The 19,714-nt window shown below is 63.9% G+C and carries 27 protein-coding genes; 19 read left to right on the forward strand and 8 right to left on the reverse strand.

Annotated elements, in window-relative coordinates; all coding sequences use genetic code 11:
* From BMX92_RS28035 to hemE, 3 genes are all read right to left on the reverse strand, one after another.
* On the reverse strand, window positions 1–129 hold the full coding sequence (locus BMX92_RS28035; RefSeq protein ID WP_256213439.1) for a hypothetical protein: 129 nt from the start codon (window positions 127–129) through the stop codon (window positions 1–3).
* A gap of 171 nt (window positions 130–300) precedes the next feature.
* The gene (locus BMX92_RS14525) at window positions 301–741 is read right to left on the reverse strand and encodes a CopD family protein (RefSeq protein WP_093017714.1); all 441 of its coding nucleotides are present in this window, start codon (window positions 739–741) and stop codon (window positions 301–303) included.
* Window positions 741–1,811 carry a uroporphyrinogen decarboxylase gene (gene hemE, locus BMX92_RS14530; RefSeq protein WP_093017716.1) on the reverse strand — a complete coding sequence of 357 codons (1,071 nt, stop codon included), beginning with the start codon at window positions 1,809–1,811 and terminating at the stop codon, window positions 741–743. The genes BMX92_RS14525 and hemE overlap by 1 nt, the downstream gene beginning before the upstream one ends.
* A 289-nt stretch (window positions 1,812–2,100) precedes the next feature.
* On the opposite strand from hemE, the gene BMX92_RS14535 reads away from it, so the two are divergent.
* The 12 genes from BMX92_RS14535 (at window position 2,101) to BMX92_RS14590 (ending at window position 9,642) form a co-directional block, all read left to right on the forward strand.
* Window positions 2,101–2,928 (forward strand): pyruvate, water dikinase regulatory protein, encoded by an 828-nt coding sequence (locus BMX92_RS14535; protein WP_093017718.1) that lies wholly within the window; start codon window positions 2,101–2,103, stop codon window positions 2,926–2,928.
* A complete protein-coding gene (locus BMX92_RS14540) occupies window positions 2,925–3,530 on the forward strand; it encodes a Maf family protein (RefSeq protein WP_093017720.1) in 606 nt (201 codons plus the stop codon). Before BMX92_RS14535 ends, BMX92_RS14540 begins: the two co-directional genes overlap by 4 nt.
* Complete coding sequence (aroE, locus tag BMX92_RS14545; RefSeq protein WP_093017722.1) at window positions 3,527–4,354, forward strand: shikimate dehydrogenase; 828 nt, start codon at window positions 3,527–3,529, stop codon at window positions 4,352–4,354. Before BMX92_RS14540 ends, aroE begins: the two co-directional genes overlap by 4 nt.
* A 9-nt stretch (window positions 4,355–4,363) precedes the next feature.
* Window positions 4,364–4,960 carry a dephospho-CoA kinase gene (gene coaE / locus BMX92_RS14550; protein WP_093017724.1) on the forward strand — a complete coding sequence of 199 codons (597 nt, stop codon included), beginning with the start codon at window positions 4,364–4,366 and terminating at the stop codon, window positions 4,958–4,960.
* A 32-nt stretch (window positions 4,961–4,992) separates the two neighbouring features.
* Complete coding sequence (gene dnaQ, locus BMX92_RS14555) at window positions 4,993–5,685, forward strand: DNA polymerase III subunit epsilon (RefSeq protein WP_093017726.1); 693 nt, start codon at window positions 4,993–4,995, stop codon at window positions 5,683–5,685.
* 75 nt (window positions 5,686–5,760) lie between these two features.
* Complete coding sequence (hpf, locus tag BMX92_RS14560) at window positions 5,761–6,357, forward strand: ribosome hibernation-promoting factor, HPF/YfiA family (RefSeq protein ID WP_093017728.1); 597 nt, start codon at window positions 5,761–5,763, stop codon at window positions 6,355–6,357.
* A 159-nt stretch (window positions 6,358–6,516) separates the two neighbouring features.
* A complete protein-coding gene (locus tag BMX92_RS14565; RefSeq protein ID WP_093017730.1) occupies window positions 6,517–6,984 on the forward strand; it encodes a PTS sugar transporter subunit IIA in 468 nt (155 codons plus the stop codon).
* Complete coding sequence (locus tag BMX92_RS14570; protein WP_093017732.1) at window positions 6,944–7,465, forward strand: PaaI family thioesterase; 522 nt, start codon at window positions 6,944–6,946, stop codon at window positions 7,463–7,465. The genes BMX92_RS14565 and BMX92_RS14570 overlap by 41 nt, the downstream gene beginning before the upstream one ends.
* On the forward strand, window positions 7,455–7,796 hold the full coding sequence (locus BMX92_RS14575) for a DUF1491 family protein (protein WP_093017734.1): 342 nt from the start codon (window positions 7,455–7,457) through the stop codon (window positions 7,794–7,796). The genes BMX92_RS14570 and BMX92_RS14575 overlap by 11 nt, the downstream gene beginning before the upstream one ends.
* Window positions 7,797–7,975: 179 nt before the next feature.
* Window positions 7,976–8,641, forward strand: a complete 666-nt coding sequence (locus tag BMX92_RS14580; protein WP_093017736.1) for a cell wall hydrolase — start codon at window positions 7,976–7,978, stop codon at window positions 8,639–8,641.
* 99 nt (window positions 8,642–8,740) lie between these two features.
* A complete protein-coding gene (locus BMX92_RS14585) occupies window positions 8,741–9,235 on the forward strand; it encodes an MmcB family DNA repair protein (protein WP_093017738.1) in 495 nt (164 codons plus the stop codon).
* Between the two features lie 14 nt (window positions 9,236–9,249).
* Window positions 9,250–9,642 (forward strand): hypothetical protein, encoded by a 393-nt coding sequence (locus BMX92_RS14590; protein ID WP_093017740.1) that lies wholly within the window; start codon window positions 9,250–9,252, stop codon window positions 9,640–9,642.
* Between the two features lie 358 nt (window positions 9,643–10,000).
* Here BMX92_RS14590 and BMX92_RS14595 read toward each other — a convergent pair whose 3' ends face one another.
* The gene (locus tag BMX92_RS14595) at window positions 10,001–10,612 is read right to left on the reverse strand and encodes an ankyrin repeat domain-containing protein (protein ID WP_256213440.1); all 612 of its coding nucleotides are present in this window, start codon (window positions 10,610–10,612) and stop codon (window positions 10,001–10,003) included.
* A gap of 41 nt (window positions 10,613–10,653) precedes the next feature.
* Between BMX92_RS14595 and BMX92_RS14600 the strand changes: the two genes are divergently transcribed.
* Genes BMX92_RS14600 through BMX92_RS14615 form a run of 4 tightly spaced genes read left to right on the forward strand, consistent with a single transcriptional unit; the run spans window position 10,654 to window position 12,721 of the window.
* Window positions 10,654–11,337, forward strand: a complete 684-nt coding sequence (locus tag BMX92_RS14600; RefSeq protein ID WP_093017744.1) for an SCO family protein — start codon at window positions 10,654–10,656, stop codon at window positions 11,335–11,337.
* Window positions 11,325–11,762 carry a YcgN family cysteine cluster protein gene (locus tag BMX92_RS14605; protein ID WP_093017746.1) on the forward strand — a complete coding sequence of 146 codons (438 nt, stop codon included), beginning with the start codon at window positions 11,325–11,327 and terminating at the stop codon, window positions 11,760–11,762. Before BMX92_RS14600 ends, BMX92_RS14605 begins: the two co-directional genes overlap by 13 nt.
* Window positions 11,719–12,453 carry a M48 family metallopeptidase gene (locus BMX92_RS14610; protein WP_177185057.1) on the forward strand — a complete coding sequence of 245 codons (735 nt, stop codon included), beginning with the start codon at window positions 11,719–11,721 and terminating at the stop codon, window positions 12,451–12,453. The genes BMX92_RS14605 and BMX92_RS14610 overlap by 44 nt, the downstream gene beginning before the upstream one ends.
* A 4-nt stretch (window positions 12,454–12,457) precedes the next feature.
* Window positions 12,458–12,721 (forward strand): hypothetical protein, encoded by a 264-nt coding sequence (locus BMX92_RS14615; protein ID WP_093017750.1) that lies wholly within the window; start codon window positions 12,458–12,460, stop codon window positions 12,719–12,721.
* A gap of 44 nt (window positions 12,722–12,765) precedes the next feature.
* Here BMX92_RS14615 and BMX92_RS14620 read toward each other — a convergent pair whose 3' ends face one another.
* Both BMX92_RS14620 and BMX92_RS14625 read right to left on the reverse strand, forming a co-directional pair.
* Window positions 12,766–13,026, reverse strand: coding sequence for a helix-turn-helix domain-containing protein (locus BMX92_RS14620; RefSeq protein WP_093017879.1), 261 nt, complete (start codon window positions 13,024–13,026; stop codon window positions 12,766–12,768).
* Between the two features lie 58 nt (window positions 13,027–13,084).
* A complete protein-coding gene (locus tag BMX92_RS14625) occupies window positions 13,085–13,909 on the reverse strand; it encodes an oxygen-dependent tRNA uridine(34) hydroxylase TrhO (RefSeq protein WP_093017752.1) in 825 nt (274 codons plus the stop codon).
* A 65-nt stretch (window positions 13,910–13,974) separates the two neighbouring features.
* Between BMX92_RS14625 and pdeM the strand changes: the two genes are divergently transcribed.
* Window positions 13,975–14,634 carry a ligase-associated DNA damage response endonuclease PdeM gene (gene pdeM, locus BMX92_RS14630; RefSeq protein ID WP_093017754.1) on the forward strand — a complete coding sequence of 220 codons (660 nt, stop codon included), beginning with the start codon at window positions 13,975–13,977 and terminating at the stop codon, window positions 14,632–14,634.
* 186 nt (window positions 14,635–14,820) lie between these two features.
* Window positions 14,821–17,622: a TonB-dependent receptor gene (locus BMX92_RS14635; protein ID WP_093017756.1), complete on the forward strand. Its 2,802-nt coding sequence runs from the start codon at window positions 14,821–14,823 to the stop codon at window positions 17,620–17,622.
* Here BMX92_RS14635 and BMX92_RS14640 read toward each other — a convergent pair.
* Window positions 17,600–18,334, reverse strand: coding sequence for a YggS family pyridoxal phosphate-dependent enzyme (locus tag BMX92_RS14640; RefSeq protein ID WP_093017758.1), 735 nt, complete (start codon window positions 18,332–18,334; stop codon window positions 17,600–17,602). The two genes, BMX92_RS14635 and BMX92_RS14640, sit on opposite strands and share 23 nt — an antisense overlap.
* 23 nt (window positions 18,335–18,357) lie before the next feature.
* On the opposite strand from BMX92_RS14640, the gene BMX92_RS14645 reads away from it, so the two are divergent.
* On the forward strand, window positions 18,358–18,906 hold the full coding sequence (locus tag BMX92_RS14645; protein ID WP_093017760.1) for a thiamine phosphate synthase: 549 nt from the start codon (window positions 18,358–18,360) through the stop codon (window positions 18,904–18,906).
* A gap of 46 nt (window positions 18,907–18,952) precedes the next feature.
* Here the strand turns inward: BMX92_RS14645 and BMX92_RS14650 are convergent, their stop codons facing one another.
* The gene (locus BMX92_RS14650) at window positions 18,953–19,627 is read right to left on the reverse strand and encodes an HAD family hydrolase (protein WP_093017762.1); all 675 of its coding nucleotides are present in this window, start codon (window positions 19,625–19,627) and stop codon (window positions 18,953–18,955) included.
* Window positions 19,628–19,714: the final 87 nt, after the last annotated feature.

Below are 19,714 nucleotides of genomic sequence, written 5' to 3' on the forward strand. Positions count from 1 at the left end.
TCAGGTCACTCGCTTGAGGAAAATACAGGCGACGACGATCAGACCGATGACGGCCCAGCCCTCCCAGGTGCGGGGGCTGTAGCCCCAGCCGATACGCTTTGGACCGAACCATGTGCGGGGTGGATTCATGAGACGATGCTCCGGGGCTGACGCTTAACTTCGCATATTTCCCGCAGATTCTGACATTTTATTGCGCGGCGCTGATCCTATTCGCGTGTCTGCGGGGTGTTCCCCGATATAGCATGACGGGCCGGGAATAGGATAGGAATCTCCTTTCCCGGCCGTCATGGAAAAGCGGCGTCAGAAGGGCTTCACGATCACGGCGATGACGATCACCGCCGCGGCGACACCGGGAATCTCGTTCAGCATCCGCAACTGCCTGTCGCCCAGCGGACGTTCTCCCCGCGCCAGCTTCTTCGTATAGCTGGCGATCCAGCCATGATAGCCCGACAGGCCCAGCACGAAGAGCAGTTTCAGGTGGAACCAGCCGAAATGCCAGGCGCCGATTTCCACCATCAGCATCAGGCCAAAAACCCAGACGAGGATCAGCGAGGGATTGAGGATGATCTTGAGCAGACGTCCTTCCCGCTCGATCCAACGCTTGTCCTCCGGCGAACCGGGCACAGTCTCCTGATGATAGACGAAGAAGCGCGGCATCATGAACAGCCCCGCCATCAGGAAGATGACGAAGATGACATGGGCGGCCTTCACCCAGAGATAGGCGGCACCAAGATAGGCCATCAGGCGAGCACTCCTTCCTTTCGGACATAGCTAATGAGCGCTTCGACATGTGCAATGGGCGTGTCGGGCAATATGCCATGGCCAAGGTTGAAGATATGCGGGCGATCGGCAAAGGCGGCGCGGATGTTGTCGACCGCCTCCTCCACTGCGCGGCCGCCGGCGATGAGCGCGAGCGGATCGAGATTGCCCTGCACCGGCATGCCGGTGGGCAGCGCCTGATTGGCCCAGTAGGGATCGATCGTTTCATCGACACCGACGGCGTCGACGCCGGTCTGCGCTGCATAATCGGCCAGTTTCGCGCCTGCGCCCTTGGGGAAGCCGATGACGGGGATGGTCGGATGCAGCGCCTTCAGGCGAGCGACGATGCGCTTGTTGGGCTCGATCACCCAGCGCTGGAACTGGAGCGGCGACAGGCTGCCGGCCCAGCTGTCGAACAGTTGCACGGCCTCGACGCCGGCCTCGATCTGACCACACAGATAAATGACGGTCGCCTCGACGATCGCGTCGATCAGGGCGGCGAAGCGTTCCGGCTCGTTATAGGCCATGCGACGGGCGAGCCCATGATCCTTGCTGCCCTGCCCTGCCACCATATAGGTCGAGATGGTCCAGGGACTGCCTGCAAAGCCCAGGAAGGTGACCTCCGGGCTCAAGGCCGCCTTCACCTGCCGCACCGTCTCGTAGACCGCGTCGAAGCGGCTGAAATCGGGTGTCAGCGCCGACAGGTCGGTTTCGCTAAGGATGGGGGCGAGGCGCGGGCCTTCGCCAGCTTCGAACCACAGATCCTGCCCCATGGCGTAGGGCACGATCAATATGTCGGAAAAGAGGATCGCGCCGTCGAAGCCGAAGCGCCGGAGCGGCTGGAGAGTCACTTCTGCCGCCGCCGTGCTGTCATAGACGAGTTCGAGGAAGCCGCCTTTGTCGGCCCGCAGCGCCCGATATTCGGGGAGATAGCGGCCGGCCTGGCGCATCAGCCACATGGGCGGTGACTGGGGCGACGCGGCGGGACGATCCCCTTTCAGAACGGCGAGGAGCGGTTTCTCGATCGGACTGGCCGGGGCGTCTTCGCACATCACATTCTCTCTTATTATTTAGATTCAAAGATAGGGGGAGATAGTTGGTCCGTTGGCAGCGGGGTTTATGCGCTGTGCCCGCTTTTGCCAACAACTTGACTCAGGAGAGTCACGGAGGGGCACGGCGAGTCATCGACTCTATCCCCGTTATCCACAGGCTGTTGATGGAATCCCGGTCCTGTTGGGGGCTTGTGGATAAGATTCCGGTCAGTGGGGACGGGAGAAAGGCGGGATTTTATCCCCAGATTCATCCCTTGATTTATCCACAGGCACCCCACAGAGATATCCCATGGCGCGCATCCATCTTCATCTCCTGTCGGACTCCACCGGTGAAACGCTGGAGAATATCGCCAAGGCGGCGATCGGCCTGTTCGAAAATGTCGAGGCGATCCGCCATTTCTGGCCGATGGTGCGGTCTGACGTGCATCTCGACCGGATCATGGAGGAGATCAGCGCCAATCCGGGGCTGGTGCTGTTCACCCTGACCAACCATGTGCTGCGCCGGCGGCTGGAGACGCGCTGCCGCGCGCTGGGCCTGCCGCATGTCGCGGCGCTGGACAGTGTGGCGGACGCGCTGTCCAACATATTGGGACAGGAAACGCGAACCCGGCCGGGGCGCAAACATATATTGGACGAAGCCTATTTCGCGCGGATCGAGGCGATCCAGTTCACCATCGCCCATGATGATGGCGTGGGGCATGAAAATTGGGAAGAGGCCGACATCGTGCTGGCGGGCGTGTCGCGCGCGTCCAAGACGCCGACCTCCATCTATCTGGCCAATCGCGGTTACAAGACCGCCAATATCCCGCTGGTGCCGGAATCGCCGCCGCCGCGCAGCCTCTATGGGCTGAAGCATCCAATGGTGGTGGGGCTGACCGTCAGCCCTGAACGGCTGATCCAGATACGGCGCAACCGGCTGCTGTCGCTGAATCAGGCGCCCGAAACCGCCTATGTCGACAATGACAAGGTGCAGGAGGAACTGGCCTTTGCCCGGCGCATGTTCGCCGACAATGGCTGGCCGGTGATCGACATGACCCGCCGGTCGATCGAAGAAGCGGCGGCCGCTATCATCAACCTGTTCAACGACCGCGAACTGGCCGAAGGGGCGCCGCTATGATCATACTGGCCTCCCAGAGCGCGAGTCGCCGGGCGTTGCTGGCCGCCGCGCAGGTGCCGTTTGAGGCGTTATCGCCCGGTGTGGACGAGGAAGCGGCCAAGGAGGCGCTGCGCGCCGACGGGCTCGATGCGCGGGCGCTGGCCGATGCGCTGGCGGAACTCAAGGCGCTGAAAGTGTCGCGCCGGGTGCCGGGCGGACTGGTGCTGGGTTGCGATCAGACTCTGAGTATCGGCGACGGCGAAGAGCGCGGCGAGATGATCGACAAGGCGGTCGATCGCGCCGACGCGGAACGAATCCTGCGCCTGCTATCGGGCCGGGTGCATCATCTGCACAGCGCGGCGGTGATCGTTTTGAATGGCGAGGCGATCTGGCGCCATGTCGAGCGGGTGCGGATGACGGTGCGACCGCTGTCCGACGCTTTCATTGCGTCCTATCTCGATTCCGACTGGGAGGAATTGCGCTGGTGCGTGGGTTGTTATCGGATCGAGGGACCGGGGGTGCAGATTTTCAGCAAGGTCGAGGGCAATCAATTCGCGATTCAGGGCCTGCCGCTGCTGCCTTTGCTTGACTTTCTGCGCGTGCGCGGCGTTTTGGCGGCATGACCGATGCCCTCCCTTATGCCGAAGTGATCGGCGACCCCATTGCGCACAGCAAATCGCCGCTGATTCACAATTTCTGGCTGAACGCGCTGGATATCGAGGCAGAATATAAGAAGACCCATGTGACGCCGGAGGGGCTGGCCGCCTATTTCCTGATGCGGCGGGCCGATCCCGACTGGCTGGGCTGCAATGTCACCATTCCGCACAAGATCGCGGTGATGGACTATGTCGACGATCCGGGCGGGGTGCGCGAGCGGATCGGCGCGGTCAATACGATTGCGAGCGAGACGGGCGGGCCGCTGATCGGCACCAATACCGATGCGGGCGGGTTCCTCCAGCCGCTGTTGCGCGACAAGTGGAAGGGGCAGAGCGCCGTCATCGTCGGGGCCGGTGGCGCGGCGCGGGCGATTTTGTTCGCGCTGACCAGCCTGGGCGTGCCGGACATCACGGTCATGGCGCGCGATCCGGCCAAGGGGCAGGCGCTGCTGGACCGGGCCGGGGTGAAGGGGCAGGCGATCGGCATGGCCGACGCGCTGCCGGCGGCCGACCTGCTGGTCAATGCGACGTCGCTCGGCATGGTGGGCCAGCCGTTGCTGGAGCTGGATCTGGCGCCGCTGGCAGACAGTGCGACCGTCTATGACATCGTCTATGCGCCGCTGGAGACGGGATTGCTGAAGGCTGCTGCGGCGCGGGGCCTCAAGACTCTGGACGGGCTGGAAATGCTGATCGGGCAGGCGGCGCTGGCGTTCGATATCTTCTTCGATGCGGAAGCGCCGCGCGATCTGGACGAGGAATTGCGCGCGCTGCTGCTCGCTGCGGACGACTGAGGGCGGGGGATGAAGGTCTATGGCCTGACCGGGTCGATCGGCATGGGCAAGTCGGCGGTGGCGGCGATGTTCCGCAAGGCGGGGGTGCCGCTGTTCGACGCCGACGCCGAAGTGCATCGCTTGCAGGGGCCGGGCGGCGCTTTGCTCCCGGCGATCGAGGCGCGCTTTCCCGGCACCACGGGTCCAATGGGCGTCGATCGGGCGAAGCTGGGCGCGGCGGTGTTCGGCCATCCGGGTGAACGCAAGGCGCTGGAGGCGATTGTCCATCCGGCGGTGCGCGAGTCGCGCAGGCGATTCCTGCAACGTCATCGGTCCCGGCCGTTCGTGATATTGGACATTCCCCTGCTGTTCGAGGGCAAGGGGCAGAGACGCGGGCTGGCGGGCATCATCGTGGTCAGTGCGCCGGCCTGGAAGCAGCGCCGCCGCGTCCTGGCGCGGCCGGGGATGAGCGCCAGAAAATTCCGCCAGATTGTCCATCTGCAAATACCCGATGCTGAAAAACGCGCGCGGGCCGACTATATCATCCAGACGGGTACGACATTTGCCGCAACCCGCGCACAGGTAAGGCGTCTGGTCGCTTGCCTTGGACGCAAGACAGGCAGATAAGGGTTGGCCCATAGAGTCGAATGAAGAGGGCGATGCGAGAAGTCATTTTCGATACCGAAACGACAGGCTTCGATCCTGTATCGGGCGACCGGCTGGTCGAGATCGGCTGCATCGAACTCGTCAATCGCGTACCCAGTGGCCGGACCTTCCACGCTTATTATAATCCGCAGCGCGATATGCCGACGGCCGCCTTCAACGTGCATGGCCTGTCGGAGGAGTTTCTGCGCGACAAGCCGCTCTTTTCGAGCGGCGCGGCGGACCTGCTCGCATTTCTGGAGGACAGCCCGCTGGTCGCGCATAATGCGCGCTTCGACTTCGGCTTCCTGAACCATGAACTCAAATTGTGCGGCCTGCCCGACGTGTCGATGGACCGGATGATCGATACGGTCGCCATCGCCCGCACGCTGCATCCCGGCGCCAAGCATAGTCTGGACGCGCTCTGCACCCGCTACGGCATCGACCGCAGCCATCGCGTGAAGCATGGCGCGCTGCTCGACGCCGAATTGCTGGCGCAACTCTATATCGAACTGACCGGCGGCCGTCAGATCGGCCTGGGTCTGGCACAGGAGGAAGCAAAAGAGATAGTCAGGGTGGAACTGACGGAAAGTCCCGTGGTTCGCCCTGTTCGTCCCGCGCGGGTCTTTACGGCCAGCGCGGCGGAACTGGAACGGCACGCAGCGTTTGTCGCGACGCTGAAGGAGCCGCTCTGGTTGCAGGAGGCATAGACCGCAACTGGCCTATGCCCTCCACGCCCACCGGGCCGCTTTCCTGGCGGCCCGGCAAGAATAAGGAGAAGGCATATGGATATTCGTGTTTCCGGGCATCAGGTCGAAACGGGCGAAGCGCTCAAGCAGCATGTCTACGACCGTTTGGAGGCTGTGGCCGAGAAATATTTCTCTCGCACGATTTCCGCCCAGGTGACCTTTCGCAAGGCGCCGCATGGAGCCTTTCATTGCGATATCGTCTGTCATGTGATGACGGGACTGATCCTGAAAGGCGCGGGCGAAGCGCAGGAAGCGCATCCCGCCTTCGATCAGGCATCCGACCGCATCGAAAAGCAGCTTCGCCGCTATATGCGCCGGTTGAAGGATCGCAGCGTTCAGGCCGCCGCTGCCGAGGCGCAGCGCGCCAATGGCTATAGCGTCGATGATATCGATGGCGCGGGCTACACCATCTTTGCCGCCAATGCCGACGAGGAGGAAGAACCGGCCGACGCACCCCTGATCGTCGCGGAAACGCGGGTGGACATTCCCGAAGCCAGCGTGTCCGACGCCGTCATGATGCTGGACCTGCGCAATACCAACGCGCTGCTGTTCATGAATGCCGGCACGTCCGCTTATAATATGGTCTATCGTCGGCATGACGGGACGATTGGGTGGGTAGAGCCGCGCGCCTGATCCGCTGAATTTTGGAGGGGCGGTCCTGTAAGGCCCCTCTTGCTGGCCCGGCCCCTTGCCTTGACCTGTGGTTGCAGGCGGCTTATGGGGCCGGGCTTTCATTGTCCGAGCACAAGCGCGATGACTTGGCCTGCGCGGCTCGGCCGTTTCGGATAGACCATGGTTAATCTCAACGACATCGTTTCACCCGACGCGCTCGCGACGGGGCTGGCGGCGAACGGCAAGAAGGCGCTGTTCCAGAAGATCGCTGCCCTCGCAGCCTGCGCCTATGATCTGGAGGCCGACGAAGTGGGCGACGCGCTGTTCGAGCGCGAACGGCTGGGATCGACCGGTTTTGGCGGCGGTGTCGCCATTCCCCATGCGAAGATTCCGGGTCTGGACAAGATGTGCGGTGTCGTCGTGCTGCTCGATCCGGCGGTGCCGTTCGACGCGGTGGACGAGGCGCCGGTCGATATCGTATTCGCCCTGCTGTCCCCGGTCGACAGCGGTGCCGAGCATCTGAAGACTCTGGCGCGCGTGTCCCGCTATTTGCGCGACGAAAATAATGTGGCGCGGCTGCGTGGTGCGAAGTCGACCGGCGCGTTGCATGCGCTGCTGGCTGGCGGCGGGGCGCGTGACGCAGCCTGACGGCCCCAGCGGCCCGGACAGTCGTGGCCCGGACAGCCCCAGTGGGGAGACCGCGCATTTCCGTGCGCTGGAGCAGCTTTATCGTTCCGCGCCGATCAACCGGCTGTTCCGGTCTGACCTGACGATTCCGGAAGCGGGGCGATCGATCATCGATTTCGATGTCGACGAGAATCAGTTCCACGCCGCGGGCGCGGTGCATGGCACCGTTTATTTCAAGATGCTGGACGATGCGGCCTTCTATGCCGCCAACAGCCTGGTCAGTGACCGTTTCCTGCTGACCACCGCGTTCAATCTGTTGTTCACCCGGCCGATCGGGCCGGGGCGCATCCGTGCCGAAGGCCGGTGGATCAGTGGCAAGCGCCGCGTCTTCGTGGCCGAAGCGAGCCTGATCGATTCCGAAGGCGAGGAAGTCGGGCGCGGCACAGGCACCTTCATGCGATCGCAATTCGCGCTATCTTCGCTGCCGGGCTATGGCGGCTGACGCCCGGCTGACCAGTGCGATGCTGGTCGGCGCCCTGCGGCGGCGGGTCGCAGCTGAGGGAGGATTTGCCACGATCCTGGTCAAAGGGGACGAGATCAGCGGCGTAATATTGGTTCAGACGATGGACCGGGGCGTGGAATCGGGACTTTTTGAAAGGGTGCCGAACCTTCAGGGCAGTTATGCGTTGATGCGCTGTGGACCCACCCCGGAGGAGGGGCCGGAAGCGCTGAACCTCTATATAGCGCGTCGCCGCAGGTCGGACCCCGACCTGTGGATAATCGAACTCGACATCCCGGAAGCGGAACGGTTCGCCGCTGAAACGATCTGCTGATCGTTGACTCATCGTTTCGACCCGGGCAAAGGCGCCCAACGCCAACGCGCAGGTTGCCACATTCGCCCAAGGGGGGCGGGCGCGGTAAACACGCAGACGGGGGGCGGCCGGTCGTCGCGGTGAATTTGGGTTAAAAAGAGACGACGCCCCGGCCAAGAACCGCATGTTTTTGAGCTATAATGAGTTTTCGTCTGAAAGCTGCGATCGCCGCAGCCTTTGCCTTGTCAGCCGCAGCAGCGATGACGGCTTCCGACATGTCGATCGCAAGTGAAGCGATCTCGTCGGCTACTACCCTTCCCGCCGCGCTCTCCGTAGCGCCGATGGTCGGCTCTCAGCCCGCCGTCATCTATGGCACGCCGCGCGAAGTGTCGCAGCCGCTGGCTTCCGCCCCCAAGGGCGATACCGTGATTTCTCCCGATTCCGATGTGCAGGCAACCAGCCTCGCTGCTCTGGTCGACGCCCAAGGCGCACCCGAGGAGCTGGAAGGCGACATGAAGTGCCTGGCCGGAGCGGTCTATTTCGAATCCAAGGGCGAAAGCCTGGAAGGCCAGCTGGCCGTCGCGCGCGTCATCATCAACCGCGCCAAGTCCGGCCGTTTCGCCGACAGCCTGTGCGGCGTCGTCTATCAGCCGAGCCAGTTCAGCTTCGTGCGCGGTCATGGCATGCCCCCCATTCGCGAGGAAAGCCGCAGCTGGCGCGAAGCCGTCGCCATCGCCCAGATCGCGGCTGACGATAGCTGGGACAGCCTGGCCGAAGGCGCGCTGTTCTTCCACGCCCGCCGGGTCGCCCCGGGCTGGGGCAAGGCCAGACTGGCGTCGATCGACAATCATATTTTCTATCGCTGATTTGGTACCGCGCGCTGCGCATGGCGTGAATCATGATGGCCGGTTCGGATGTCCGAATCGGCCTTTTCTTTTGTTCCTGACTTGTTCTAATGTCCGGCCATGAACGACATGTCTGCCCAAAGCTGTACGCCCCTGACCGATGGGACGGCCCTTGCCGTGGCGCGCGGTACGCTGCGCCTTTTCTTTCGGCATGATATGAGCGGCATATTGGAAGTGCCGCTGCCCAATGGGCGGCGAGCCGACATCATGGCGATCGACGGCGCGGGTCGGCTGACGATCGTCGAGATCAAGTGCAGCAGGGCCGATTTGCTGGGCGACATGAAATGGCCTGATTATTTCGACTATTGCGACCGCTATTTCTGGGCGGTGCCAGCCGGCTTCGACATCAGCCTGTTCGACAGCGAGGCGCTGTGGCCGACCCGCACCGGCCTGATCGTCGCGGACCAATATGATGCTGAACTGGTCCGCCCTGCCCCGGTCGAGCCGCTGGCGGCGGCGCGGCGCAAGGCGGAGACGCTGCGCTTCGCCCGGCGTGCGGCCCGCCGATTGACGGCGCTGAGCGATCCGGACCATGCCGCGGAACTGGGCTGGTAACGGGTAGAGGCGCGATGCGGTCGCATCTGGAATTTCGATCGGGCGCGTTGCGCGACGGGCCGAAGGTCCGGCCTGGCGGCGAAATGCTGGCGCGATTGCTGGCTGCCGGGCTACCGGCCCATGGCTATCGGGTCACGAAGACCGTTGCGGAAGATTGGGGCTGGTGCGTGATGATTGCGCATGACCGCTTTCCGCTCTGGATCGGGTGCGGCGCCTATCTCGAATATCCTGACGGGCATCTCTGTTTCATCGAGCCGTCGAAACCGCGCCTCTGGCGCTGGTTTCGTCCTGTCGACACCAGCGAGACGGTGGAGCGGCTGGCCGGTGCACTGGAGGCCTGTGTGCGGCAGAGCGGCGTGGCGCATCATCTGCGCTGGTGGAGCGAGGAGGAAGTGCGGGCAGGGTGATAGAGGGGCGAAAGATCCTCCGCTGGAAGGGGAGGTTGCGCGCGTGAAGCGCGTGACGGAGGGGTATCGTGAAGCCCTCCGAGGTTGCGCGATTACCCCTCCACCATTTGCTGCGCAAATGGTCCCCTCCCCTTTCAGGGGAGGATTCTCGCATGCCCGCTGACGACCCCATCATCGTCATGCTGAACTTGTTTCAGCATCCATATCTCGCTTCGCACTGAAGCCTTTGGAGGCGCGATAATAAGCAGATCGAGCCAACGCGAAGTCGGGGATTGCGGCTCGATAGATGCTGAAACAAGTTCAGCATGACGGGTTTCCATATGCGATGGCCGTCCCCTTTCGGGGGGGCGATCTTCGCTTAGAATACCGGGCCTTGTACCGGACCGTTGGGCTTGGTCGCGGGCTTTGCGGCGTCCAGCGCCTCGACCAGGCCGGGGGTGCGGCCGTCGCGTTCGGCATAATCCTTGGCGGACATGCCGGCGATGGTGTCCCGCTTGTCGGGATTGGCGCCCTGCGCCACCAGCAGGCGGACAAGGCCTATATCGCGCAACTGTACCGCGCGGATCAGCGGGGTTTCGCCGCTGCCATTCACCTTGTCCACCTGCGCATTATAGGTGAGCAGCGTGCGGGCGCCCTCCTCGAACCGGCCCTGCACGGCGTCCATCAGGGGCGTGTTGCCATCATTGTCGGTCAGATTGGGGTTGGCGCCCTTGGACAGCAGGAAGGCCAGCCAGCTTGCATCGCGGCGCGCGACGATGATGTGCAGCGCATTTTCGCCGGTCGACAGATCGCGGCTGTTGACGACGGTGGAGCCGGGCTTCTGGAGCAGATCGGTGACTTTCTGCCCGTCCTTGTCCTTCACCGCCTTCAGAAAATTATAATTGTCCGAGAATTGCGCCTGCGCAGCGGACGGCACGAGCAGCGCGAGCGCCATGGAACCGAGGATCGTGGAAAGGAACTTGGTCTTCATCTGGGCGCCCCGTTGCATTGCAAAACATGTCCTAGCAGGGCATGGCTGGCCATGCCATGAACAAAGACGCCACCGCCCCCGCTCTGCCTTATCTGGTCCGACCTTATCTGGTCTTGCCTTTTTTCGCCCTGCTGGCTGCCTGTAATATGGGGTCTGGGGGCAATGCATCAAGCGGGGATAGCGAACCGGGCGAACTGGTCGGCGCGCGGATCGGCGCGCCCTTCACCCTGACCAATCAGGATGGCAAGCCGACGAAGTGGGACGATTATAAGGGCCAGTATCGCCTCGTCTATTTCGGCTATACCTATTGCCCGGACGTGTGCCCGGTCGACCTGCAACGGATCATGCAGGCATTTTCCAAATTCGAGAAGGCAAAGCCTGCCCTTGCCGCGAAGGTGCAGCCGATGCTGATCAGCGTCGACCCGGAGCGCGATACGCCCGCCGTTCTGAAAACCTATGTCGCGGCCTTCCACCCGCGCCTGATCGGCCTGACCGGCACGAAGGCGCAGATCGCCAAGGTCGCCAAGGATTTCGTGGTAATCTATAATCCCGAACAATCGGCAGGCGCGACCGACTATCTGGTCAGCCACAGCCGGACGCCCTATCTGTTCGACCGGGACGGCAAGCCGGTGGCGCTGGTGCCGGTGGACGATCCCGGCACGCCGGACGTGGATGAGGGCGCGCCGGACAAGGTGCTGGCTTTCTTTGAAAAATGGATCAAGTGACGCACTTCTGGGAAAAGCCCCTCGACAAGCTCGATCGTGCCGAGTGGGAAGCGCTGTGCGACGGGTGTGGCAAATGTTGCCTGCACAAGGCCGAGGATGAGGATACGGGGCGCATCTACCCCACCAATGTCGCCTGCCGCCTGCTCGACCGGCAGAGCGGGCAATGCTGCAATTACAAGGACCGGCGCAAGTTCGTGCCCGATTGCGTGCGACTGACCCCGGCCAAGGTGAAGCAGATAAGCTGGCTGCCGCGCACCTGCGCCTATCGCCTGCGCGAGGAAGGCCTGCCGCTGCCGGCATGGCATTATCTGGTCTGCGGCGACCGGGAAGCGGTGCATCGCGCCGGGGAGTCGGTGCGCGGCTGGACCGTGGCGGAAGCGGATGCGGGCGATTGGGAAAATCATCTTGTCGACCGGGAACTGTGACGCGGCGATCCTGATCGACGGCGTGGCGATGCCGGTGCGGGTGCGCCGGTCGGCACGGGCGCGGGCCTATCGGCTGACGATCGACAGCGTGCGCGGCGAATTGCGCCTGTCGCTGCCGATGCGGGCGAACCTGAAGAAAGCGCTGGGATGGGCGCAGGATCATGAAGGCTGGGTAAGGGCGCAGATGGCGAAGCAGCCGGCCGTCACCCGGCTGGAGCATCGCGCGCTGTTCCCGCTGGAGGGGCGCGAGGTGCGGATCTGCTGGGTCGAGGGTGCGACGCGCACGATAAGGCTGGAGGGTGACCGGCTGATGCTGGGCGGTGCGGCGGAATCGGTGGGCGCGCGGGTGCAGCGCTGGCTGATCAGTCGGGCGCGGGCGGTGCTGGAGACGGAGAGTCACGAACTGGCGCGGGAGCATGGGCTGATCGTCGCGTCGGTGGGCGTGGGTGATACGCGCAGCCGCTGGGGCAGTTGCGCGTCCTCGGGCGCGATCCGCTATAGCTGGCGCCTGATCCTGGCCCCGCCGGAGGTGCGCCGGGCGACGGTGGCGCATGAACTGGCCCATCTGCTGCACATGGACCATAGCCCCGCCTTCCACGCCGCGCACCGCCGCATCCATGGCGCCGACCCCCGGCCTGCGCGCGAATGGCTGCGCGTCCATGGCGCGGGCCTGCACCGCTATCGCGGGTAAGGCGATGGCGCGCGGCAGGAAACGCTATCTGGTGGCCACCATGCCCGACGGTTATGTGAAGCGGATCGGCCCGACGGCGGACCTCCTCACCCATTATTGGCGGATCGTGGCAGTGCTGGACAATGGCAAGACCGAGGTCTTCTGGGGCCATACGCGGTCGCTCGCCGAGGCGAAGAAGCTGAAGGGGCCAGCCGTGAATGGCGCGAAGATGCGGGGGTGGAAAAGCTATCAGTTCGAGATTGCGGAACTGGTGGAAGAGCCGGTTTGAGCCGTTCTCCAGTCCTGACGGTCTGCCATCGTCACTGACCGCCCTCATGATGGATCGGTCGGTGACCCTTGCAAGATGGCGGCAATCTGTTCTTCAGCCTTGGTCGCTTCAGCGATGAGCAGGCGCAATGCCTTGGCGGTATCTTCCAGCAGCCTGTCCCCAATTGGCCGTTCGCCATTGATGAAGCGGCGGATGGCCCGCTCGTCTATGCCGAGGCGTCTGGAGAAAGCCGTGGTCCCGCCAAAGAGTTGAACGCAATAGGCAAAATGCTCATGGCGCGCGTCAGTTGAAATTGGCCGGGTCATCATTTTCTCATTTCTGTTCGCTGTCAGTGATCATGAACTGTCGCGCGCTTAGGGCGGATTAGCCCCGATGCGGCCAAGCGCCGTTTTCGTCGCCGGGGCAGTCATGGGCGGCACCCTGCGGATGGGGCAGGCCGCAGGTGCGGCAGGTGATATAATCGCCGGGCTTGAGGCCATGGCCCACCGTCACCCGCTCGTCAAAGACATAGCATTCGCCCTGCCAGCGGCTGTCGGTTTCCGGCATTTCTTCCAGATAGCGCAGGATTCCGCCCTTGAGATGATAGACATCGTCAAAGCCGCGCGCCTTGACCAGAGCGGTGGACTTTTCGCAGCGTATGCCGCCGGTGCAAAACATTGCGATCTTCGGGCTGCGGCCCTGCGTCTTGAGGTCGGCGGCGAAGGCGTCGAACCAGTCGGGGAAGTCGCGAAAGGAGCGGGTCGCGGGGTCGATCGCATTTTCGAAGGTGCCGCAGGCGACTTCATAGGCGTTGCGGGTGTCGATCAGGATCGTGTCGGGATCGGCGATCAGCGCGTTCCATTCGGCCGGGTCGAGATGGGTGCCCGCCTGATTGGCGGGGTCGAGATCGCCCGCGCCCAAAGTCACGATTTCCGCCTTCACCTTCACCTTCATCCGGGCGAAGGGGGCTTGCGTGGCCTGCGCATATTTGACGTCCGTTTCCGCGCAGCCGGGCAGCGCGCGGATATGGGCGATCAGGGCCGTAACGGCGTCCGCATCGCCGGCGACCGTGCCATTGATCCCCTCCCCCGCGACGATCAGCGTGCCGCAGGTGCCAAGGTCTGCGCAGACGGCCTTGAGATCGGCGGCGATCGCCTGCGGATCGGCGAAGCGGGTGAAATGATAGAGGGCGGCGACGGTATAGGACATGGCGGCCCCTATAGGCGCTGCGCGCGCCTCTTGAAAGCCGGGGCGTAGAGGCGCATAGCCGGGCGATGGTTCCCCTTTCGTTCGCAGGTCATGCGTTTCTGGCGCTGCCCGAAGCCGCGCTCTTCTGGCCCGATCAGCATGCGCTGCTGGTGGCGGACCTGCATTTCGAGAAAGCGAGCTGGTATGCCCGGTTCGGCCAGTTCCTGCCCCCGCATGACAGTCAGGCGACGCTGGACGTGATCGAGGCGCTGGTGGCGCGCACCGGCGCGCGGGCGGTCTGGTCGCTGGGGGACAGTTTCCATGATGCCGATGGCGCCGCGCGGCTGGACCCGAAGGCCCGCGACCGGCTGACTGCCCTTACGGAAAGGCTGGACTGGACCTGGATTACCGGCAATCATGACGTCGGGGTTGCGGCCATGCCGGGGGGACGGCGCGTGGCGGAGGCGGAAGTGGGGGGCATCTGGTTGCGGCATGAAGCCGATCCGGAGGACAAGCGGCCGGAGATTTCGGGCCATTTCCATCCCAAGCTGCGCCTGTCGCTGCGCGGACGGCATGTGTCGCGCCGCTGCTTCGTGGGATCGGCAACCAAGCTGATCCTGCCGGCGCTGGGCGCGCTGACGGGGGGACTGGATGCGGGCCATGGGGAGATTCGCCGCGCGGTGGGGCCGGGTGCGGCTGCGTTGGTGCCGGTCGCGGACCGGTTGCTGCGCTTTCCCTTATCGTAAAGGGACGCTACGGAAATCGGACGCGCATTTGTTGCTATATAGCAACATAGGGCGAATGTGCGCTTCCGCACCTGCGGAAAAATCCCCTGAAATCTGCCGAGTCTTGCCAACATCGCGCTGTGGCAGCATAATCACCCTTATCCCGACGCGGCGAAAAGTCGTGCGGGCCAGGAGAGGATTGCCATCATGACAGCCAAGAGTCCCTTGCTGACGTCCGTAGGCGCGCTGGCGCTGTGCCTGTTTGCCCCCGCTGCCCTGGCGCAGGAAGAGACGGCGCCACAGGGTGCCGCTGACCCGAACGAAGCCCAGATCATCGTCACCGCCACCCGCCGGGCCAGTCCCCTGTCCGACGTGCCTATCGCGGTGTCGGCGGTGGGTGCGCAGGCGATGCTCAATAGCGGCGCGAGCGACATCCGCACGCTGAACCAGCTTGCCCCGTCCCTGCTCGTGTCCTCGACCGGGTCCGAAGCCAATGCCTCGGCCCGCATCCGTGGCATCGGCACGGTGGGCGACAATCCGGGTCTGGAAAGCTCCGTCGCGGTATTCATCGACGGTGTCTATCGGTCGCGCACCGGCGCGGGCCTCAATGAACTGGGCGAGATCGAACGGGTGGAGGTGCTGCGCGGGCCGCAGGGCACCCTGTTCGGCCGCAATGCGTCGGCGGGCCTGATCAACATCATCAGCAAGGCGCCGGAAAATACGTTCAACGCCAAGGGTGAGATCACCTATGGCAATTATGATTATTGGCGGCTGTCGGGCCGCGTCACCGGGCCGGTGGCGGAGGGCATCGCCCTGTCGCTGGACGGGGTGTGGAGCAAGCGCGACGGATTCTACAAGCTGGTCGACGGCAGCGGCGCGAAGGTCGGTGATACGAACGACCGCAACCGCTATTTCCTGCGCGGACAGGCGCTGATCGAGCCGAATGACGCGCTGTCGATCCGGCTGATCGGCGATTATACCAATCGCGACGAAAGCTGCTGCGGCGCGGCCTATATCGAAACGCGCGAGCGGGTTCCGGTGGCGGGCGGCGGTTATGGCACCGCGCCGTTCAACCGGATCGCCGCGATCCTGGCAGGGCAAGGCAGCGTCATCGCCGCCAATCCCTATGATCGGGAATTGTCGCCCACGCCGGGCCGGGACTATGTCAGCAAGCTACGCGACTGGGGCCTGTCGGGCGAGATTAATTATGATTTCGGTGGCGCCAAGCTGACCAGCATCACCGCCTATCGCGACTATAAATCCCGCGATTATGGCGATTATGACTATAATGCCGCCGACCTCCTCTATCGCGACCCTAACACCTATCGCCAGTTCAAGACCTTCACGCAGGAATTGCGGTTGCAGGGATCGGCCTTTGCCGACAAGCTCGACTGGCTGGTGGGCGGCTATTACGCCAATGAACGGCTGACCTTGCAGGATAATATCCGCTTCGGCGCCGATTATGGCAGGTTTGCCGCCTGTCGCCTGATGGCGGGCGCGGGTGCCACCAGCAACTTTACGGCGGCGCAACTGGCCGCCTGTGGCAGTGGCCTTGCCACTTCTGCGCTGATCAACGGAACGCAGGCGCAATTGAATGCCGGGTTGACCGCCGCGCTGATCGCACGGGGTTTGCCGGCGGCGACCGCAGCGGCGCAGGCCGGGGCGATTTCCACCGGCCTTGGCAACGGGCTGCGCGCGCTGGCGGCGATACCGTCAGGCACGGGCGACGTGGCATCGCTCTATCGGCAGAAGAGTGAGAATTGGGCGATCTTCACCCATAATATCGTCCATATCACCAACCGGCTCGATCTGACTTTGGGCCTGCGCTACACCCATGAAAGCAAGCGCTTCTCGTCCGATTTCAATAACAATAATGCGACCTGCGCGGCGTTGCAGTCGTCCGCCCTGCCCTCGCTGGCTACAAATGCGGCGCTGGGCAGCGCGGCGGCGCTGGCGGGCGGCATCCTGACGCTGGGGTGCCTGGGCAATGGATCGACCAGCCTGAATGCGCTGAACCTGAACGACAAGATCAGCGACGGGGAGTTTTCGGGGACGGCCGTGCTGTCCTGGAAGCCGATCGACGACCTGCTGCTCTATGGCAGCTATTCCAAGGGCTATAAGGCGGGCGGCTATAATCTGGATCGGTTCCAGCTGGGATCGACCGGGCTGAATGCCATTCCCGCCGTGTTCGCGCCGCGCACCAATGCCGATGTCACCAGCCTGCGCTTCGCGGCGGAAAAGGTGGATTCCTTCGAGGTGGGCCTGAAATATGCCCAGCCCAAATGGAGCGCCAACATCGCCGCCTTCCGACAGGAGTTCAAGAATTTCCAGCTCAACACCTTCAACGGCACCAGCTTCGTCGTGCAGAATATCAATGGCTGCGACAGCGCGCTGAGCGCCACGCGGACCTGCGATAGCGGCGATGTGGGGCCGGGCCTGATCAGCCAGGGCGTGGAACTGGAACTGACGGCGACCCCGGTGCGCGATTTCCGGGTGTCGGGCGGCCTGACCTATGCCCGCGCGAAATTCGCCAACCGGCTGGTGGGCAGCAGTGACGGCAGCGTGCCGCTGGACCCGGCGCTGTTCCTGCTGCCGGGATCGATCAACTCCAACGCGCCGCAGCTCGTCACCACCGCCAGCGTCGCCTGGACCCCGGCGATCGGATCATCGGGCCTGTCCGCCCTCTTCTATGTCGATGGCCGCCTGACCAGCGACTATAATACCGGGTCGGACCTGTTCCCCGAAAAGCGGCAGGATGGCTATGCGATCGTCAATGCGCGCGTCGGTATTCGCGGCAAGGACCAGCGCTGGGCGATCGAACTGTGGGGGCAGAATATCTTCAACCAGGATTATACCCAGGTCGCCTTCTCCAGCCCGCTCCAGTCCAGCAGCCCGGCGACGTCGACCACCGGCCAGTTCGCAACGGGTGCGCCGATGGCGAACCAGCTGATCTCCGCCTATCTGGCGGAGCCTCGGACTTACGGCATCACTTTGCGCGGGAGTTTCTGAGCATGCCCCTCCCGCTTGCCGGTACCGGGCGGGCGGGAGAGGGTCTTTGCCCGAACAGGGCGGTGCCGACGCGAATGTCGGTCGCGCCCAGCATGATCGCGGTTTCATAATCGCCCGACATGCCCATGGACAGGCGCGCGAGGCCCTCCTCGCGCGCCATTTTCGCGAGCAGGGCGAAGAAGGGCGCAGCCTCGATATCTGCGGGCGGCACGCACATCAGGCCCAGCAGCGGAATATCGGCATCGCGCGCGGCGGCGATCAGCGCGGGCGTGTCGGCAATGGGGCAGCCGCCTTTTTGTTCTTCCCCACCGATATTGACCTGAAGGAAACAGGGGATGCGCTTGCCCGCGGCATCCATCGCCTTGGCCAGCGCAGCCAGCAGCGAGGGCCGGTCGAGGCCGTGGATCACATCGAACAGGGCGACCGCTTCGGCCGCCTTGTTGGATTGGAGCTGGCCGACCAGATGCAGTTCTATATCGGCATATTCCTCCCGCAGGGCAGGCCATTTTTCCTGGCTTTCCTGCACGCGATTTTCCCCGAAGACGCGCTGGCCGGCCGCGATCAGCGGGCAAATGGCGTCGGCGTCATGCGTCTTGGACACGGCGATCAGGTTGATGTCGTCGGCGGTGCGGCGGGTCAGGCGGGCGGCGCGATCGATGGAATCGCGCAGATCGGCCAGGCGCTGGGCCGCTTCTTGGGTGTCGGTGGTCATGGGCGCTGCTATAGGCGAAGGCCATGCAGCGCCGCCACCGCAAAAAACTGCCCACCTTGTGGCTTATGACGGACGAGCGGGTGGAAGACGTGGCGTTGCTGGCGGCCGCCGCACGATTGCCCAAGGGGGCGGCGGGGATCGTCTTTCGCCATTATCGCATGGGACCGACGGAGCGGCGGGCGCTGTTCGAAGCGCTGCGGCAGATTGCCCGGCGGCGGCGGTTGCTATTGCTGCTGGCGGGCAGTGCGAAGGACGCGGCCGCATGGCGGGCGGATGGAGTGCATGGTCGCGACCGGCGGCGGGTGATGCGACCTCTGCTGCGTAGCCGTCCGGTGCATGATGTGCGGGAGGCTGTCGCGGCGGGCGGCGCTGATCTGTGCTTTGTCTCCCCCCTGTTCCCGACCCGATCGCATCCGGGCGCGAAGACGCTGGGGCGGGTGCGCTTTGCGGCGCTGGCGCGGCAGGTCGAGGCGCCGGTCATAGCGCTGGGCGGGGTGCGGGCAGCGCATCGCCGGATGTTGGCAGGAATCGGCGCGGATGGATGGGCGGCGATCGATGGACTGACCCAATAGATGGCGGAACTGGGGTCCTGCTTTCGCAGGAGCCCATCGCATTCAATCAGATCCAGTCCACCCGCGTCCACCCGCGTTCCGCTGCCAGTTTGGCCAGCGGCTTGTGCGGATTGGAGGCGAAGGGGATGTCGGCATATTCCAGCATCGGCGCGTCGGACACATGGTCGGAATAGGCACGGATATGAGCCTGGCTGCGGTCGATCGCCTGCGCGGCCATCCATGCCTTGATCATCCGCAGCTTGCCGGTGTCGTAGCAATTTTCGCCAGCGATCTTTGCCCGGACATAGCGCAGATCCTGGCTGAGATGATCGGTGGCGATGACCGCATCAAAGCCCAGCCGCCGGGCGATCGGTTCGACATAGAGGCGGTAGGAGGCGGTGGCGAGCACCAGCATATAGCCGTCGGCCCGATCCTGCGCGATCTGTGCGACGGCGCCTGCGCGCAGATTCTTCGTCACGACATGATCGGCATAGCTTTCGATATGCGGCATCAGTTTGGCGCGTTCGACATTAGGACCGATCATCAGCGCCTGATTCAGTTCCTTCAGCCGCTGTCGGCTGATCAGCTTGAGCACATAAGCCAGCATCAGCAGGATGACGCAGGGTAGCAGCAGCAGCCGCCAGGGCGCCATCCGCCGCGCCACATGGATCAGGAATCCCGTATAGGTGCCGCTGAACGTCACCGTGCGGTCCATGTCGTAGATCGCCAGCCTGTGCTTCATACCGTGTCCGAAACTTTTGCCCTTGCTCTTCGTTGTGGCTTGCGGATGGGCCGTTTCGGCTTGCCGTGCAACCGATAATGGACCACT

The organism is Sphingobium sp. YR768, from assembly GCF_900111125.1.
GTDB lineage: Bacteria > Pseudomonadota > Alphaproteobacteria > Sphingomonadales > Sphingomonadaceae > Sphingobium.